This is a genomic window from Pseudomonas sp. HTZ2 (genome assembly GCF_033173945.1).
Classification (GTDB): domain Bacteria; phylum Pseudomonadota; class Gammaproteobacteria; order Pseudomonadales; family Pseudomonadaceae; genus Aquipseudomonas; species Aquipseudomonas guariconensis.
The window spans coordinates 2,709,503-2,726,248 of record NZ_CP137332.1; the positions used below are offsets into that span (position 1 = coordinate 2,709,503).

General features: G+C 63.6%; 14 protein-coding genes. 10 read left to right on the forward strand and 4 right to left on the reverse strand.

Going from position 1 to position 16,746, the window contains the following annotated elements; translation table 11 throughout:
• Nucleotides 1-39: 39 nt before the first annotated feature.
• Nucleotides 40-1,506, forward strand: coding sequence for an NAD-dependent succinate-semialdehyde dehydrogenase (locus R6G97_RS12590; protein ID WP_043212031.1), 1,467 nt, complete (start codon nt 40-42; stop codon nt 1,504-1,506).
• Between the two features lie 12 nt (nt 1,507-1,518).
• Nucleotides 1,519-2,904: an aspartate aminotransferase family protein gene (locus R6G97_RS12595; RefSeq protein ID WP_043212033.1), complete on the forward strand. Its 1,386-nt coding sequence runs from the start codon at nt 1,519-1,521 to the stop codon at nt 2,902-2,904.
• A 53-nt stretch (nt 2,905-2,957) separates the two neighbouring features.
• On the opposite strand, the gene R6G97_RS12600 is transcribed toward R6G97_RS12595, so the two are convergent.
• On the reverse strand, nt 2,958-3,599 hold the full coding sequence (locus R6G97_RS12600) for a LysE family translocator (protein WP_317847051.1): 642 nt from the start codon (nt 3,597-3,599) through the stop codon (nt 2,958-2,960).
• A gap of 152 nt (nt 3,600-3,751) precedes the next feature.
• On the opposite strand from R6G97_RS12600, the gene R6G97_RS12605 reads away from it, so the two are divergent.
• From R6G97_RS12605 to R6G97_RS12625, 5 genes are all read left to right on the forward strand, one after another.
• Nucleotides 3,752-4,702: a ribonuclease Z gene (locus tag R6G97_RS12605; RefSeq protein WP_182815553.1), complete on the forward strand. Its 951-nt coding sequence runs from the start codon at nt 3,752-3,754 to the stop codon at nt 4,700-4,702.
• Nucleotides 4,703-4,834: 132 nt separating this feature from the next.
• Nucleotides 4,835-5,260 carry a glycine zipper domain-containing protein gene (locus R6G97_RS12610; RefSeq protein WP_182815555.1) on the forward strand — a complete coding sequence of 142 codons (426 nt, stop codon included), beginning with the start codon at nt 4,835-4,837 and terminating at the stop codon, nt 5,258-5,260.
• Between the two features lie 182 nt (nt 5,261-5,442).
• Nucleotides 5,443-5,967, forward strand: a complete 525-nt coding sequence (locus tag R6G97_RS12615; RefSeq protein ID WP_289717842.1) for an RNA polymerase sigma factor — start codon at nt 5,443-5,445, stop codon at nt 5,965-5,967.
• Complete coding sequence (locus R6G97_RS12620; protein ID WP_317847052.1) at nt 5,964-6,800, forward strand: FecR family protein; 837 nt, start codon at nt 5,964-5,966, stop codon at nt 6,798-6,800. The genes R6G97_RS12615 and R6G97_RS12620 overlap by 4 nt, the downstream gene beginning before the upstream one ends.
• 76 nt (nt 6,801-6,876) lie before the next feature.
• Nucleotides 6,877-9,321, forward strand: coding sequence for a TonB-dependent siderophore receptor (locus tag R6G97_RS12625; protein ID WP_043212042.1), 2,445 nt, complete (start codon nt 6,877-6,879; stop codon nt 9,319-9,321).
• A 19-nt stretch (nt 9,322-9,340) separates the two neighbouring features.
• Here R6G97_RS12625 and R6G97_RS12630 read toward each other — a convergent pair whose 3' ends face one another.
• Genes R6G97_RS12630 through gnd form a run of 3 tightly spaced genes read right to left on the reverse strand, consistent with a single transcriptional unit; the run spans nt 9,341 to nt 13,740 of the window.
• Nucleotides 9,341-11,200 carry a glycoside hydrolase family 15 protein gene (locus tag R6G97_RS12630; RefSeq protein WP_317847053.1) on the reverse strand — a complete coding sequence of 620 codons (1,860 nt, stop codon included), beginning with the start codon at nt 11,198-11,200 and terminating at the stop codon, nt 9,341-9,343.
• 57 nt (nt 11,201-11,257) lie between these two features.
• Entirely contained in the window at nt 11,258-12,763 is a 1,506-nt protein-coding gene (gene zwf, locus R6G97_RS12635) for a glucose-6-phosphate dehydrogenase (protein ID WP_043212043.1), read from the reverse strand.
• A complete protein-coding gene (gene gnd, locus R6G97_RS12640) occupies nt 12,760-13,740 on the reverse strand; it encodes a phosphogluconate dehydrogenase (NAD(+)-dependent, decarboxylating) (protein WP_043212045.1) in 981 nt (326 codons plus the stop codon). Before gnd ends, zwf begins: the two co-directional genes overlap by 4 nt.
• Before the next feature lie 204 nt (nt 13,741-13,944).
• Between gnd and R6G97_RS12645 the strand changes: the two genes are divergently transcribed.
• The 3 genes from R6G97_RS12645 to glgA all read left to right on the forward strand — a co-directional run bounded on the left by R6G97_RS12645 (nt 13,945) and on the right by glgA (nt 16,740).
• Nucleotides 13,945-14,115, forward strand: coding sequence for a DUF6026 family protein (locus tag R6G97_RS12645; protein ID WP_167358085.1), 171 nt, complete (start codon nt 13,945-13,947; stop codon nt 14,113-14,115).
• Between the two features lie 152 nt (nt 14,116-14,267).
• Nucleotides 14,268-14,726, forward strand: a complete 459-nt coding sequence (locus R6G97_RS12650; protein WP_043212046.1) for an SgcJ/EcaC family oxidoreductase — start codon at nt 14,268-14,270, stop codon at nt 14,724-14,726.
• A 454-nt stretch (nt 14,727-15,180) separates the two neighbouring features.
• Complete coding sequence (gene glgA, locus R6G97_RS12655; protein ID WP_043212048.1) at nt 15,181-16,740, forward strand: glycogen synthase GlgA; 1,560 nt, start codon at nt 15,181-15,183, stop codon at nt 16,738-16,740.
• Nucleotides 16,741-16,746 lie beyond the last annotated feature (6 nt).

Here is a 16,746-nt window from a genome sequence, read left to right on the forward strand (position 1 = left end):
GGCACGCACGCGACGACAACGAGAGGTAGGGGAAACATCATGTCGAACGAATACCCATTCAAATCCCTGTGCTACGTCGACGGCCAATGGGTGCACAGCACCAGCGGCAACAGCATCGCCGTGCTCGACCCCGGCAACCGCCAGACCATCGGCCATGTGCCGCTGCTCGATCACGAGCAGATCGTCGCCGCGGTGGACGCCGCCCAGCGTGCCTTCGGCCCCTGGCGCAAGCTGCGCCTTGAGGAACGTGCGACCCTGCTGCGCCGCTGGGGTGAACTGATCATCGAACACCAGGAGGCCCTGGCGCGCATCCTCAGCCAGGAGCAAGGCAAACCGCTGGCCGAGGCCCGCGGCGAGATCGCCTATGCCGCAAGTTTCATTCCCTGGTTCGCCGAAGAGGCCCGACGCCTGTATGGCCAGACCATCCCCAGCCATATCCCCGGCGCAGACCTGGGCACGGTAAAGGAGCCGGTGGGCGTGTGCGCGCTGCTTACCCCGTGGAACTTCCCCAGCGCGATGATCACCCGCAAAGCCGCCGCCGCCCTGGCGGCAGGCTGCACCGTGGTGGTCAAGCCCGCCCACGAGACGCCCTACTCGGCGCTGGCCTTGGCCGCGCTGGCCGAGGCGGCGGGCTTTGCGCCCGGGGTGTTCAACGTGGTGATCGGCGAACCGCAGATGACGATGGAGACCCTGGTACGTGATCCACGGGTGCGCTCGGTCAGCTTCACCGGCTCCACCCGGGTCGGCAAGCTGGTGTTGCAGGCGGCGGCGCAAGACGTGAAGAAGGTCGCCCTGGAGCTCGGTGGCAACGCGCCATTCATCGTCTGCGCCGATGCCGACCTGGACCTGGCAGTGAAGGTGGCCGTGGCCGCGAAGTTCCAGACCTCCGGGCAGGACTGCTGCGCGGCCAACCGAATCATGGTCCAGCGCCCACTGTACGAGGCCTTCCTGGCGCGCTTCGCCGAGGCGGTACGGGCGCTGCGGGTAGGGCCGGCGATGGTGGACGGCCAGGAAACCCCGGCCGACGTCGGCCCCCTGATGCACCAGGGCGCGTTCGACGCCACGGTGGCACGGGTCGACGACGCCATCGCCCAAGGCGCCCGCCGCCTGGTGGGCGGTGAAACCCACGCCTTGGGCGGCTGGTTCTACCAGCCAACGGTGCTGGCCGACGTGACCCCTGGCATGCGCATCTACCAGGAAGAGAACTTCGCACCGATTGCCGGGGTCATGCCCTTCGACACCCTGGAGCAGGCCATCGAGATGGCCAACGACACCGAGTACGGGCTGGCCGCCTACATCTGCTCCAACCGCCTGGACGTGGTCCATCCGCTGATCCGACGGCTGGACCACGCCATGGTCGCGGTCAACGGCGTGAAATTCACCGGCCACCCCATCCCCTTCGGCGGCATGAAGGCCTCAGGCCTTGGCCGCGAAGGCGGCAGCGAAGGCTTCGAGCCTTTCGTCGAAACCAAATACTTTTGCCTGCACCATCAAGGTCAACTCTAAGGAGTGTTTGCCATGAACCCAGAATACAACCAGCTGTTCGAACAAGACCGCGCCCACTTCATGCACCCCTCGACCCACGCCCATGACCATGCCAGCGGCGCACTCAAGGGGCGGATCATCACCGGCGCCGAAGGCATTCGCCTGCGCGACCACGAAGGGCGCGAACTGATCGATGCCTTCGCCGGCCTGTACTGCGTCAACATCGGCTACGGCCGCACCGAGGTGGCCGACGCCATCCACCGCCAAGCCAAGGAGCTGGCGTACTACCACACGTATGTGGGCCACTCGACCGAGGCGATCATCGAGCTCTCCAGCCGGATCATCGACTGGGCGCCGGCGGGCATGAAAAAGGTCTATTACGGCCTCTCCGGCTCCGACGCCAACGAGACCCAAGTCAAGTTGGTGCGCTACTACAACAACATCCTCGGTCGCCCGAACAAGAAGAAGATCATCTCCCGTGATCGTGGCTACCACGGATCGGGCATCATGACCGGCAGCCTCACCGGCCTGCCCAGCTTCCACCAGCACTTCGACCTGCCGGTCGAAGGCGTCAAGCACACCGTCTGCCCGCACTGGTACCGCAAGGCCCCGGCCGGCATGGACGAGCAAGCCTTCGTGCAGTACTGCGCCGATGAGCTGGAGAAACTGATTCTCGCCGAAGGCCCGGAGACCGTGGCAGCCTTCATCGGCGAGCCGTTGATGGGCACCGGCGGCATCATCGTCCCGCCCAAGGGCTACTGGACGGCGATCCAGGCCGTGCTGGACCGCTACGACGTGTTGCTGATCGCCGACGAAGTGGTCTGCGCCTTCGGCCGCCTGGGCTCCAAAATGGGCAGCCAGCGCTACGGCATCCGCCCGGACCTGATCACCACCGCCAAAGGCCTGACCAGCGCCTATGCACCGCTGTCGGCGGTGATCGTCGGCGAGAAAGTGTGGAACGTGATCGAAGAAGGCTCGCGCAAGGCCGGCCCCATGGGTCACGGTTGGACCTATTCCGGCCATCCGATCTGCGCGGCAGCGGCGCTGGCTAACCTGGACATCCTCGAGCGCGAAGACCTGACCGGCAATGCAGCCGTGGTCGGCGCCTACCTCAACCAGCGCATGCGCGAGACCTTCGAAGGCCATCCGCTGGTCGGTGAAGTGCGCGGCGATGGCATGCTGTGCGCGGTCGAGTTCATGGCCGACCGTGATGCCCGTACTGCGTTCGACCCGGCCCTGAAGGTCGGCCCGCAGGTGTCGGCGGCCTGTCTGGAGCGTGGCATGATCGCGCGAGCCATGCCCCACGGCGACATCCTCGGCTTTGCGCCACCGCTGGTGCTGGACAAGCAGGATGCCGAGCGCATCGTGGCCATCACCAAGGCCGCCGTGGATGAGGTGGCCGGAAAAGTGTTGGGTTAACGAAATGGGGCGCCAAGCGCCCCCTTTTCGTCTGCAAAGCACCGCTCGGTGCCTCACGCGGCCTGCCGGCGCATGGTCAGGATGGCAGCGCCAAAACCGATGAACGTCGACCCCACCACCCGACTGACCCACCGCGACAACGCAGGACGGGTCAGCACTCCCTTGGCCCGCGACGCGAGAGCGGCATACAGGCTCAACGACACCAGCGACAAAGCCATGAAGATCGAAGTGAGGATCAGGAACTGCGGCAGCAGTGCCGCTTGTTGGTCGATGAACTGTGGGAACAAGGCCGTGAAGAACATCGTCGCCTTGGGGTTGGTCACCGCCGTGAGGAAGGCGGACTTGTAGAGTTTCCAGCGTGTGGGGCGGGCCTTCTGCGCACTCGCTTCGACGCCTTGCGCCAGCATCGGACCTTTCTTGAGCAACTGCCTGGCGCCCAGATAGAACAGATAGCCCGCGCCGAGAATCTTCACCGCGTTGAACAGCCATTCGGAACTGGCCAGCAGCGCCCCCAGGCCAAGCATTGCGGCCGCGGACAGGCAGAACAGGCCACTGGCATTGCCGATCGAGGAGCACACCGCGCTGCGCTGTCCGTGCGCCAGGCTGTTATTGATGGCCATCAAGGTGGCGGGCCCGGGGCTGGCAATGGCAATCGCGGCGACCACGGTGAAGGCGAGAATCGAATGAACGTCCATAGCCAAAGCTCTAAGCAAAATGAAGACTGAATCTTACAGAAATACCCTACTGATCGGCGCGTGGGACACATCTTTTCGATCCTCGGGCCACCGGCTTGCCTCACGGCAGGGTCACCCGTGAAAATGCCGCTATCCCCCTAAGGAGCCCATCCATGGATCTGCAGTTTCTGGGCACTTCAGCCGGTGTGCCCACCAAGGCGCGCAACGTGACCGGCACCGCCGTCATCGAAGCGACTGGAAGCCATTGGTACCTGGTCGACTGCGGAGAAGCCACCCAGCACCAATTGCTCCATACCTCGCTGTCGATCCGCGACCTGCGAGGCGTGTTCATCACCCACGTCCACGGCGACCACTGCTTCGGCCTTCCAGGCCTGCTGGCCAGCGCAGGCATGTCCGGGCGCACCGAGCCCCTGGATCTGATCACACCGGCGGCGCTGCACGACTGGATACGCCTGAGCCTTGCGGTCAGCCAGACCTTCCTGACCTTCGAACTGCGCCTATTGGCGGTGGAAGCACTCGGCACCTGGCACAACGACAATATCCAGGTGAGCACCGTGGCGCTGTCTCACCGCGTCCCCAGCCACGGCTTTGTGTTCACCGAAATCAACCCCGAACCACGCCTGGACATCCAGCGCCTGGACGCCGAGGGGATCCCGCGGGGTCCTTTGTGGGGTGAGCTGGCCCATGGCAATCCGGTCGTACACGACGGCCGCAGGCTCAATCCCCAGGATTACCTGCGCGCGTCCCGCCCTGTCCGGCGCATCATCGTCTGTGGCGACAACGACACCCCAGGCCTGCTCGCCGAGGTGGCAAAGGACGTGGATGTGCTGGTGCACGAGGCGACCTTCACCCAACCGCTGATCGAGCGCACCCAGGCCACCTTCGGCCACAGCACGGCCGCGGCGGTGGCGCAGTTCGCCGAACAGGCGGGGGTGAAGAACCTGGTGCTCACCCATTTCAGTGCCCGCTATCAGCCCAACCCCCAGCGCAGCCCGTCCATCGCAGACGTGCATCAGGAAGCCCTGGCACACTACCGCGGCAACCTGATCCTCGCGCAAGACCTGCGGCGTTATCACATGACGCGCGACGGGCACTTGACATGAAACGCCCCGACCAACGGCCATAGTGCTCGTCGAATGCTTGACCTGAGTCCAGAGCCCATCGGTTTTTCGTTGACCGTGCCCACGCCGGGCCGCAGACTTCGCGCTCGTGATTCATCCTGAGATCTGTAAAACATGCGCAAGTCATTTCCTGTAATCGCACTGTTCACCTTGGTGGCCAGCTCGTATGCCATCGCCGGCGAAACCACCAACACCGCGGTCGGCGGTGGTGTCGGCGGAGCTCTAGGGAGTGTGGTCGGTCAGGCCATTGGTGGTAGTACGGGTGCCGCGATCGGCGCCGGCGTTGGCGGCGCGGCAGGCGGTGCGGTGTCGGCCAAGCACGGCAAGAAAACCGAAGCCGCCATCGGCGGTGGCCTGGGCGCCGCAGGTGGCCAGGTGCTGGGCAACAAGGTTGGCGGCTCCACCGGCGGCGCCATCGGTGCCGGCCTGGGCGGCGCGGCGGGCAGTGCCATCGGCAACAGCATGGCCGATGACGATCACCATCACAGCCACAACTCCGGCAAGAAACACAAGCACAAGAAGCACAAGCATCACGATTGATCGCTTGGGCACTCCCACAGGGGACGACGCAACGCGTCCCTTGTGGCGCCAAAGCTCCAACCAAGCTCGACCCCCGCCTTCGTTCGACGATTACCATTGTGAAAGATGGTATTTATTCGCAATTATTTCTCATTTACACTCGCCCACTCGCTTCGAAAGCAAGCTTTCTTCCTGGGTGCATCGTGTCGTTCGATCCCGCCAAACCGACGCTGCTGACCACACTGGTCCGGCACTACGACGAGCTCGTGGAGCACATTCGCCGACGCTTCGGTGACAAAAGCTCAGCGCGCGACGTGGTGCATGACGTGTGCGTGCAGTTGCTCGAGCGAGGCGAAAAGGAAGAAGTCCGCAGTCCCCTCGCCCTGCTGCGCAAAATCTCCCACGACACCGCCATCAGCCGCTACCGTGGCGAGCGCCGTCGAGCCGCCTGGGTGGAGGCCGCCAGCGAACTGCCCGAGATCTCCTGTACCGCTGCCACCCCCGTGAACCGATACGAGGCCGAGCGTGAGTTTCAATTGCTCGTCGATGCGATCGCCGCACTGCCTGCGCGCTGTCAGGCGGTGTTCGTCCTGCATAAAATCCACGAAATCCCTCAAGCAGAAGTGGCAAAGCACCTTGGTATTTCCATCAAAACAGTGGAAAAGCATCTTCGCCTGGGGCTTGCCGCATGCAGGGCAACGCTCGGACGTGACGAGGTGCATCCATGACCCATGACACCGACAAGGGGCGATTGGATGAGGCCCTTGGACGGCATCGTGAAGACCTCAAGCGGCTGTTTCCCGTTCCGCCAGCCAAGCCGACAGCGCGCAAACCAGCCAAGGCCGCCGCGCTCATGCTGTTGGCCGCGCTGGCCATCGGTGCCCTGGGCTGGTTGAACCCTGCCTACAAGCAAGAGCGATTCACCACTGCGGTCGGCGAGCGGCGCGCTGTTGCGCTTGCCGATGGCAGCGAACTGCTGCTCGACAGCGCCAGCGCTATCGATGTCCGCTGGCGTGTGTTCAGTCGCGATGTGGATCTTCGCGCCGGCCAGGTCCTGTTCGAGGTGTCTTCGGCCGTTTACCGCCCCTTCGTGGTGTCGGCAGGTTCGGCCAGGGTCCAGGTGCTTGGCACACTGTTCAATGTCCGTCGACTGGATGACGACAATGTTCGGGTGACGTTGGCGCGGGGCCGTGTGGAAGTCGATACACCGGCAACCGTGCAAACGCCGGTCATCCTGGCGCCAGGGCAACAGGTCGATGCGATCGGTGGACAGCTCACGACGGTAGCGAAGGTTGACGCGACCAAGGCGATGGCCTGGAAACATGATCGCATCGTGTTCGAGCAAACACCGCTGGACGAGGCCGTTGCCGTGCTTCGCCACTATCGAACGGCGCCCATCGAGCTGGGTGACCCAAGCCTGGCGGCGCTCAAGGTGACTGGCGTGTTCCAGGCGCACAACGTCGATCTGCTGCTGGATCTGCTCCCAAGCATCCTGCCTGTTTCCCTGTCGCGCCAGGAAGACGGCAGCGTCCGGGTCGAACGCCGGGCGCCCGGAAAATAAATATTCAAGCGAAGGTAGGGTTTTTCGATTCCCCAGACGGCTAGTTGAAAAAGCCAACTACAAAGGAACTCGAGAAGTGCATTCTTCCCTGCGCGGTCGCTCTCTACGCTTGTCGTTACTCGCCAGCAGCCTGTTCATCGCGATATCGGCTCAAGGCCAGGAACTGGTGAACATCGACCTGCCGGCCGCCCCGCTTGGCCAGGCCATCAACACCCTGGCACAGCAATCCTCGGTACAGATCATCTTTGCAGGCGACCTGGGTGCAGGCCAACAGGCGCCTGCGCTGAAGGGGCGATTCACGCCAGAGCAAGCACTGCAAAAACTGCTCGAGCACTCAGGGCTGCAGGTACAGGCCAAGGATGCGCATACCTTCATCATCGTCCCCTCCGAGCAAATCCAGGCCACCCCCTCGCCGATCACCCGCAGCGAACCTGTTGAAATGGCGCAGATGGAAATCACCTCTTCGCGTACCCGCAGCGACCTGGTCTCGGCAACTCGGCAATCGACACTGATCGACCACGACCAGCTACAGGCACTACGCCAAGGCTCCGAGAGCCTGGCCACGGTACTGGCCAAGGCGATTCCTGGCATGTCCGACTCCAGCCGCACCGTCACCGAATACGGCCAGACCTTGCGCGGGCGCAGCATGTTGATCATGGTCGACGGCGTACCGCTCAACACCAACCGCGACTCCTCGCGCAACCTGGCCAACATCGACCCGGCACTGATCGAACAGGTCGAAGTCATCCGCGGCAGCAGCGCCATTTATGGCAGCGGCGCCACAGGCGGCATCATCTCCATCACTACCCGCCCTGCCGGTGGCGAGAACCGCGCGCAGACCAGCCTGAGCGCCACCTCGCCCCTCACCCGGCTGGGCAGCGATGGCCTGGGCGGGCAGTTCCAGCAGTATGTCGCAGGCTCCCAAGGCGCGGTGGACTATGCCTTCGATTTCGGCACCCGCCACATCGGTGCTTCGTACGATGCCCACGGCGACCGCATTGCGCCGGAACCCAGCCAGGGGGACCTGTTCGACGCCAACATCTATAACATCGGCGGCAAGCTTGGCCTGCACATCGACGAAAACCAACGGGTGCAGCTGGGTGTCAGCCACTACGACGCGCGCCAGGACACCGACTACGCCACCGACCCACGCGTCGCCAAACTGCCAGCAGGCTCGGTACCGGCCAACGCGATCAAGGGACTGGATCTGGACGAGCAGAACCGCATTCGCAACACCCTGGTGAATCTGGAATACGAGCATCTCGATATCCTCTCGAGCCGGCTTTCCGCGCAGCTGTACTACCGGGACTATTTCACGCGCTTCACGCCATTCGACGCCCGCGCCGTCGCCACCCGTGGCGGCAACGTGGACCAGGTGATGCAGAACAGCGAAGTGTTCGGCAGCCGCCTGACCTTGCGCACCCCGCTCGGGCAAAGTGGCAATACCGAATTGGTCTGGGGCGGCGACTACAACCAGGAGCGCAGCGACATGCCACTGGATGTATTCGACCCCGCGGCTTATGACGCCAGTGGTGGCCTTGTCTTCGACAAGATCGGCAAGCTCACCTACATGCCGCCGCTCAAGACCCGAAGCGCAGGCGCGTTCGCCCAACTTCAGCATCGTTTCGACGAGCACTGGTCGATCGACGGCGGGCTGCGATACGAATACTCCACCGCCCAGTTCGATGACTTCGTTCCACTGTCCGAATCCCGGGCCACCTCGCCCGTGGCAGTCGAAGGGGGGCGGATCCACTACGATGCGGTGCTTTCGAACCTTGGCATCGTCTATTCGCCAGTGCTCGGCCAGGAGATCTATGCCTCCTTCAGCCAGGGCTTCCAGCTGCCTGATGTGGGTATCCAACTGCGAAACGCACGCCGTGGTTTCGATCTGAGCGCCTCGAACCTGGAACCTGTGAAAACCAACAACTATGAGCTTGGCTGGCGAGGGGAACTGGGCAGCAACACGCTAGGCACCCTGGCGTTGTTCTACACCACGTCCAAGCTGGGCGATGTGCAAAGCTTCAACAACGGCTTGATCCTGACCCGGACCAAAGAGCGCATCTATGGCGTCGAAGCCAGCGCCGACTGGCTGTCGGACGATGAGATCTGGGGCGCCGGCGGCAGCGCGACCTGGATGCAAGGACGAGAAAAGCCAGACGGCAAAGACTGGCAAGACATGACCGGCTACCGCGTTCCTCCGCTGAAACTGACCGCTTACCTGCAGTACAAGCCGAATTTCGACTGGAGCAACCGACTGCAAGCCACCTTCTTCGACTCCAAGGACTATCGCCTCGATGGCATGGACAGCTTCGGCCGGCACCAGGTCGACACCTACACGACCGTGGATCTGATCAGCCAGTACCAGGTCTCCCCTGACGACAAGGTGAGCGTGGGCATCCAGAACCTGTTCAATCGCGACTACTACCCGCTCTACAGCCAGTTGTTGCGCAATAACAACAACACCAGCCATCTGCCAGCACCCGGCATGGTGTTGACGGCCAGTTATACGCACGACTGGTAACCCCATGGGGCACCACCGGCTATTTGGGCGCGCTACGCGCGCCCATCGCGGTTGAGCCCGCTTCCACAGGGGTGACACTGGCGTCGGAAAACTCCGCCCGATCCCGCACCGGACACTGCGCCCGGTGCAGATTCAACGCCGTATTGATGATCCCGATATGGCTGAACGCCTGCGGGAAATTGCCCAGCATCCGCTTACCCACCGGGTCGTACTGCTCGGCCAGCAGGCCCACGTCGTTGCATAGCCCGACCAGTCGCTCATACAAGGCCTGGGCTTCTTGCTGCCGCCCGAGCAACACGTACACGTCCGCCAGCCAGAACGAACACACCAGGAACGTCCCTTCCCCCGGCGTCAGGCCGTCGCTACAGCGGTCGCTGTCGTAGCGAAGCAGCAAGCCGTTGCGCAGCAGACGCTGCTCGATCTGCGCCAGGGTGCGCAGAAAGCGTGGATCGTCTGCAGGCAGGAAGCCCGTCAGGGCGATCTGCAACAGGCTTGCGTCCACTTCCCGGGAGCCATAGGCCTGGACGAAGTACTGGCGCGTAGGGTCGAGCCCCTGTTCGCAGATTTCGCGGTGGATCTGATCGGCCACTTGGCGGTAGTGCCGGCCTCGTTCGCGGTCTTCCTCGGTGGTGTCGGCCAGGCTTGCGGCGCGGTCGAAGGCGACCCAGGCCATGACCTTGGAATGCACGAAGTGCTGCCGCCCGCCGCGCACTTCCCAGATGCCTTCGTCCGGCTTACGCCAGATGCGCTCCAGGTACGGCAGGATCGCGCGGGCAATGGCCGAGCTGCGCGGATGCCGGGGCAGGCCACCGCGGATGGCCTGGGTCATGGCATCGGCGAGCTCGCCATAAATGTCCAGCTGCAACTGCCCCGAGGCGGCGTTGCCGATACGCACGGGGCGGGAGTGCTCGTAACCGCTCAGCCACGGCAGGGTGAACTCTTGCAGGTCGCGCTCACCGGCCAGGCCGTACATGATCTGCATTTGCTCGGGATTGCCGGCGACCGAACGCAGCAGCCATTCCCGCCAGGCCTGGGCCTCATCGAAGTAGCCGAGGTTCATCAGCGCCAACAGGGTCATGGTGGCATCGCGCAGCCAGCAGTAGCGGTAATCCCAGTTGCGTTCGCCACCCACACGCTCGGGCAGGGAAGTGGTCGCGGCGGCAACGATGCCACCGGTGGGGGCGTAGGTCAGGGCCTTGAGGGTGAGCAAGGAACGGCGGACCAAGGGCGTCCAAGGGCCGACATCCGGACAGCGGGCGGCGAAGGCCTGCCACTGGGCGATGGTTGTTTCCAAGGCCTGGTCGACGTCGAAGTCCGGTTGTGGCGGCAGATGCGAGAGCTGGTGACGCAGGCTGAACACCTGGCGCTCACCGGCCAGAACGCGAAAGCGGCTGACGCTGTGATAGTCGCGCGAGTGCACAGGCTCCGTGCTGCGCAGGATCATCCGGTCAGGGCCGGCGACCGCACTGAGGGTGTGCGGGTCGAGCTTCTCTACCCAAGGGACGCTGCGCCCATAGTCAAAACGCAGTACCAGATCCATCTCGAAGGCGCTTTCGCCGGCCAAGCCTTCGACGATGCGGACCACGGCGTTGTGTTCGCCCAGGGGCATGCAATCGATGACCCGGGCGCGGCCGCTGGCAGTGGTGTAGGTGGTTTCGAGCACCAAGGTGTCATCGAGGTAGCGGCGGGTGACGGTTTCGACCAGGTCGCTGGGCGCCAGTCGCCAGCGGCCGTTCTCTTCATTGCCCAACAGCGCGGCGAACACCGCCGGGGCGTCGAAACGCGGGACGCACAGCCAATCCAGGGAGCCGTCGCGGCTGACCAAGGCGGCGCTGCGGCAGTTGCCCACTAACGCGTAGTCTTCGATCGGGGCTGGCATGGGCGCTCCTTTGCAAGACGGTCGGTTTGGGGGCGCTTTGCGCCCCATCGCAGCCCTTTATCCCAAGGTGTGCCACTCCCGCTTGTCACGCGTGAGCAGCTCGTCGCCCGCCGCGGGGCCATCTTCGCCGGCGGGGTATTCATGGACCTCACCACCGCTGGCCCAGGCATCCAGGAACGGCTGCACGGCGCGCCAACCGTTCTCGATGTTGTCGGCGCGCTGGAACAGGGTCTGGTCGCCGGTGAGACAGTCGTAGATCAAGGTCTCGTAACCGGTCGCCGGGGTCATCTTGAAGAAGTCCTTGTAGGCAAAACCAAGCTCGACGTTTTCCATCACCAGCTCAGGCCCGGGACGCTTGGCCTGCAGGTCGAACCACATGCCTTCGTTGGGCTGGATCTGGATCTTCAGGTAGTTGGGCTTGGGCCGTTCCAGTTCCGACTCGCGGAACTGCGCATACGGCGCCGGCTTGAAGCAGATGGCGATCTCGGTGTCGCGCACGCTCATGCGCTTGCCGGTGCGCAGGTAGAACGGCACCCCGGCCCAGCGCCAGTTGTCGATCATCACCTTGAGGGCAACATAGGTCTCGGTGCGGCTTTGAGGGTCGACGTTCGGCTCCTGACGATACCCGGCCAGGCGCTTGCGGCCCTGCTTGCCGGCCACGTACTGGCCACGCACGGAGTGCTTGAGGGCCATCTTCTGCGACCAGGGGCGGATGGCCCCGATCACCTTGGCTTTCTCGCTGCGCACCGCATCGGCAGCGAAGGCCGCCGGCGGTTCCATGGCGACCATGGCCAGCAACTGGAACAGGTGATTGGGGACCATGTCGCGCAGGGCGCCGGTGTTGTCGTAGAAGGCGCCACGGGTTTCGACACCGACGGTCTCGGCCGCAGTGATTTGCACGTGGTCGATGTAATGGTTGTTCCAGAACGACTCGAACAGCCCGTTGGAGAACCGGCTGACCAGGATGTTCTGCACCGTTTCCTTGCCCAGGTAATGGTCGATCCGGTAGATCTGCCGCTCGCTCATCACCCCCAACAGGCAGGCGTTGAGCGCCTCGGCGCTGGCCAGGTCGGTGCCGAAGGGTTTTTCCACCACCACCCGGCGAAAACCGCCGCCGGACTCATCGAGCAGCCCGGCATCTCCCAGACGCTGCGCCACTTCCGGGAAGAAGCGCGGCGAGGTGGCGAGGTAAAAGATGGCATTGCCATGGGCGGTCTTGTCGATGCGCTTGCCGATGGCCTCATAGGTGGCCGGGTTCAGGAAATCGCCGATCTGGTAGTCCAGACGTTTGGCCAGGCGCGCCCACACTTTGTCATCCAGACACTTGTTGGAGCCCTCCCCGCCTTTGTCGCGCTCGACCATGAAGGCATGCAGGCGCTCTGCGAACGCCTCGGCCGTGGCTGGATTGTGGTCGACACCAACGATGCGAAGGTTGCGGTCCAGCAGGCCATCGCGGCTGAGGTTGTACAGCGCCGGCATCAGCAGGCGCTTGACCAGATCGCCGTTGGCGCCGAACAGGAACAACGTGCAGGGCGGCGCGGCCGGGATGCGCTGTGCCGTCATTTGCCTTTCTCGACGTGGCCGCCGAAGCCCAGGCGCATGGCCGAGAGGATCTTGTCCCCATAGGTGCCCTGCTGCTGGCGCGAACGGAAACGGGCAAACAGCGCACTGGACAGCACCGGCACCGGCACGGCCTGCTCGACGGCGGCATCGATGGTCCAACGGCCTTCGCCGCTGTCGGACACCGAGCCACTGAACTGAGCCAATTGCGGGTCAGCCACCAAGGCGTCGGCGGTCAGGTCCAGCAGCCAGGAGGTCACCACGCTGCCGCGACGCCAGACCTCGGCGATCTCGGCCACGTCCAGGTCGAAGCGCTGGTCTTCGGGCAGTTCGTTGCCGCCTTTGCTGCGCAGCAGGTCGAAGCCTTCGGCGTAGGCCTGCATCAAGCCGTACTCGATACCGTTGTGCACCATCTTCACGTAGTGCCCGGCTCCGGCAGGCCCTGCATGGATATAGCCATGCTCGGCGCGGCCATGTTCACCCTCGCGGCCCCGGGTGCGGGGGATGTCGCCTACGCCAGGGGCCAGGGCCTTGAACAGCGGCTCGAGGCGCTCGAATACGTCCTTCTCACCACCGATCATCATGCAGTAGCCGCGCTCCAGGCCCCACACGCCACCGGAGGTGCCGACGTCCAGATAATGCAGGCCCAGCTTGGCCAGCTCGGCGGCCCGGCGCATGTCGTCCTTATAGAAGGTGTTGCCACCATCGATGATCGCGTCGCCCGGCTCCAGTAGCTCGGCCAGCTGGGCGATGGTCTGCTCGGTGGGCTCACCGGCAGGCAGCATTACCCACACCGCGCGAGGTGCCTTGAGCTTCTGCACCAGCGCTCCCAGGTCGTGTGCCCCTTGGGCGCCCTCGCTCTCCAGCGTCATCACCGCGTCGCGGTTGCGGTCGTGGACCACGGTCCGATGCCCTGCGAGCATCAGACGCCTCGCGATGTTGCCGCCCATGCGGCCCAGCCCGACAATTCCCAGTTGCATGTGTCGATGCTCCCCTTATGAAATGGATGACAACGCGGTTCAGGTTTTCAGATTAGTCCAGTGCTCCGTTCGAGGGTTCACCGACGAACGGGGCGACAACGATAAACAAAAAAGTTCCCAAGGCCAGGAAAAGAATTCAGAATGCGCGCCGCGCCAAGCGTCTACGCTTGAAATTGTCACCAGCCAGAACCGCGAGGTGTTCCAATGGGTACCCTGATGCCTTCCACTCCCACCCAGACCCTCTATGTCACCGTGCGCCGTGACGAGCTGCGCCGCCTGAAGGACGAACGCGACCAATTGCGCCAGCAGGTCGCCCAGTTGAATCAGTTGCTCGAGCAGGCCCGCTGCGAAGACGACAAAGCCATTCGCATCTGATCTTTCATCGCTACTGGTGGGAGCTGATGGCTCCCACTCGACAAGATTCTCCCTTCATCCTCCGTACCGGATTCCGATAGTTCGCTGTCGCCGCCCTTCCTACAGTGGCCGCGTCGCAGGCTTGTGTTGCCTGCTTTGAGCGGAGATCGCGCATGACCTCATCCAAATACAGGTTGATCCTGACTTTCATCGGGCTTGTCGGCCTGTCGGCCCCTGCCACGGCAGCTCTGTGCAAGACCGCCAGCGAAAGGGAAGTGCTGGGGCTGTTCACGCAATGGAACGACAGCCTCAAAAGCGGCGATCCACACCAGGTCGCCAGCCTTTATCAGGACGACGCCCTGCTGCTGCCGACCGTTTCCAGGATTCCTCGCCAGACCCGTGAGGCGCGCATTGACTACTTCGAACACTTTTTGGCCAAGCGCCCCAGCGGCAAACTCGACACCTATCACCTACGCCAAAGCTGCAACGAGGCGACCCTGGCCGGTTTGTATACCTTTGATCTTGCCGCCAGCGGCCAACAAGTGGCGGCACGTTACACCTTCACCTATCGCTGGGACGGCGAACGCTGGTTGATCAGCCAGCACCATTCCTCACTATTGCCCACCGATTGATCGCTGGAGTGCCTAGGCACCCTTTCGCGTCCTGGGCTGCCTTTCAGGCGGCCCCTCTACCTTCGGCATTAACATCCTGTGACAACCCGCCAACGTTTGCGCGGACCCACGGTCATCATTTAAATGACCAGCGGGTCACAAATGTAACGCAACCTCTCCTACACTCGGGATTCTGCCCGCCAAACCGTCTGGGTAACCGGACGGAAAAAAAAAGAAACTTTCCAACAAAGCGGCAGGTCAGGAACTAAGTAGGCCAATGCACAGGGGACCTCCCCGCTTCGGCCCACCCACACCCCAAACAGCTCAACTGCCTTCGGCTGGAACGCCGATTGCACGGTGCTTGTGCGCACCACTCTGGGGCATGGACCGCACTATGAAGATTTGAACTAGAGAGAACCAACACGACATAACGCCAAAGGGTGCCAGCCACCCGATACAAGGGACGGAGAGAAGTATGATCAGTGCCGCTGTCGAACCTCACGTAGATACATTCACCCCGGACAACCGCGAACCGCTGCCGCCAGGATTCGCCACGACAGCCAAGGCACCCGGCGCCCAGCGCCGTCACAACCCGCACAAACGCAAAATCCTGTTCGTCACATCGGAAATCGCCGACCTGGTCAAGACCGGGGGTTTGGGCGACGTGTCCTCGGCCCTGCCCCGGGCCCTGTCCCATCTGCACGATGTCCGTGTGTTGATTCCTGGCTACCGCCAGGTGGTCGACAGCGACAACCCCATCCATATCGTCGGCGAACTGGGTGGGCACGCGGCGCTGCCACCCTGCAAGATCGGCCGCATGGATCTGGCCGACGGCTTGGTCATCTATGTCCTGCTCTGCCCCGAACTGTACGAGCGCGACGGCACGCCCTATGGCGCCAACAATGGCCGCGACTGGCCGGACAACCACATCCGCTTCGCCCGACTGGGCCTGGCCGCTGCGGAAATCGCCGCCGGCGAAGGCATGATCCACTGGCGCCCCGACCTGGTGCACGCCCACGACTGGCCGGCAGGCCTGGCCCCGGCGTACATGCACTGGCGCGGCCTGAACACCCCGACCCTGTTCACCATCCACAACCTGGCCTACCAGGGCGTGTTCAGCCGTGCCTGCTGCCCGGAGCTGGCCATCCCTGACCATGCCCTGCAGCAGGAAGGCATGGAGTTCTACGGCAAGCTGTCGTTCCTCAAGGCGGGCCTGGCTTATTCCAGCCATATCACCACCGTGAGCGCCACCTATGCCCGGGAGATCACCACGCCCGAATTCGGCTGCGGGCTGGATGGCTTCCTGGCCAGCAAGGCGCAGCAGGGCCTGCTCGGCGGCATTCCCAATGGCATCGACGAGAGCTGGGATTCGGCCACCGACAAGCACCTGCAGCACAATTTCAGCCTCAACGACTGGGACGGCAAGGCGCGCAACGCACAAGAAGTGCGCACGCTGTTCCAACTCGAGGCATCGCAGGGGCCATTGTTCGCCGTGGTCTCGCGCCTGGTGTACCAAAAAGGCCTGGACCTGACGCTGGGCGTGGCCGACTACATCGTCAAACAAGGTGGCCAGATCGCCATTATCGGTCGAGGCGAACCTGAGGAAGAACAGGCCATGCGCGAGCTGGCCCTGCGCTACCCGGGGCGCATCGGCGTGCGCATCGGCTTCAACGAAACCGATGCACGACGCATGTTCGCAGGCAGCGACTTCCTCCTGATGCCGTCGCGCTATGAGCCCTGCGGCCTGAGCCAGATGTACGCGCAGCGCTTCGGCTCGCTGCCGGTGGCGCGCAACACCGGTGGGCTGGCCGACACCATCGAGGACGGAGTCACCGGTTTCCTGTTCGACGCGTCCACTGTCGAGAGCTACCGCGAGGCCCTGAGCCGGGCGTTCTACGTGCACGGCAAGAAAGACCTGCTCAATGCCATGCGCTGCCTGGCCATGACCCAGCCCTTCAACTGGTGCCAGGCCGTGGAACCCTACGCCAAGCTGTACGAGGAGCTGGTCTGTCAGGCCCACGCTGGCCACTACTGAACGAGG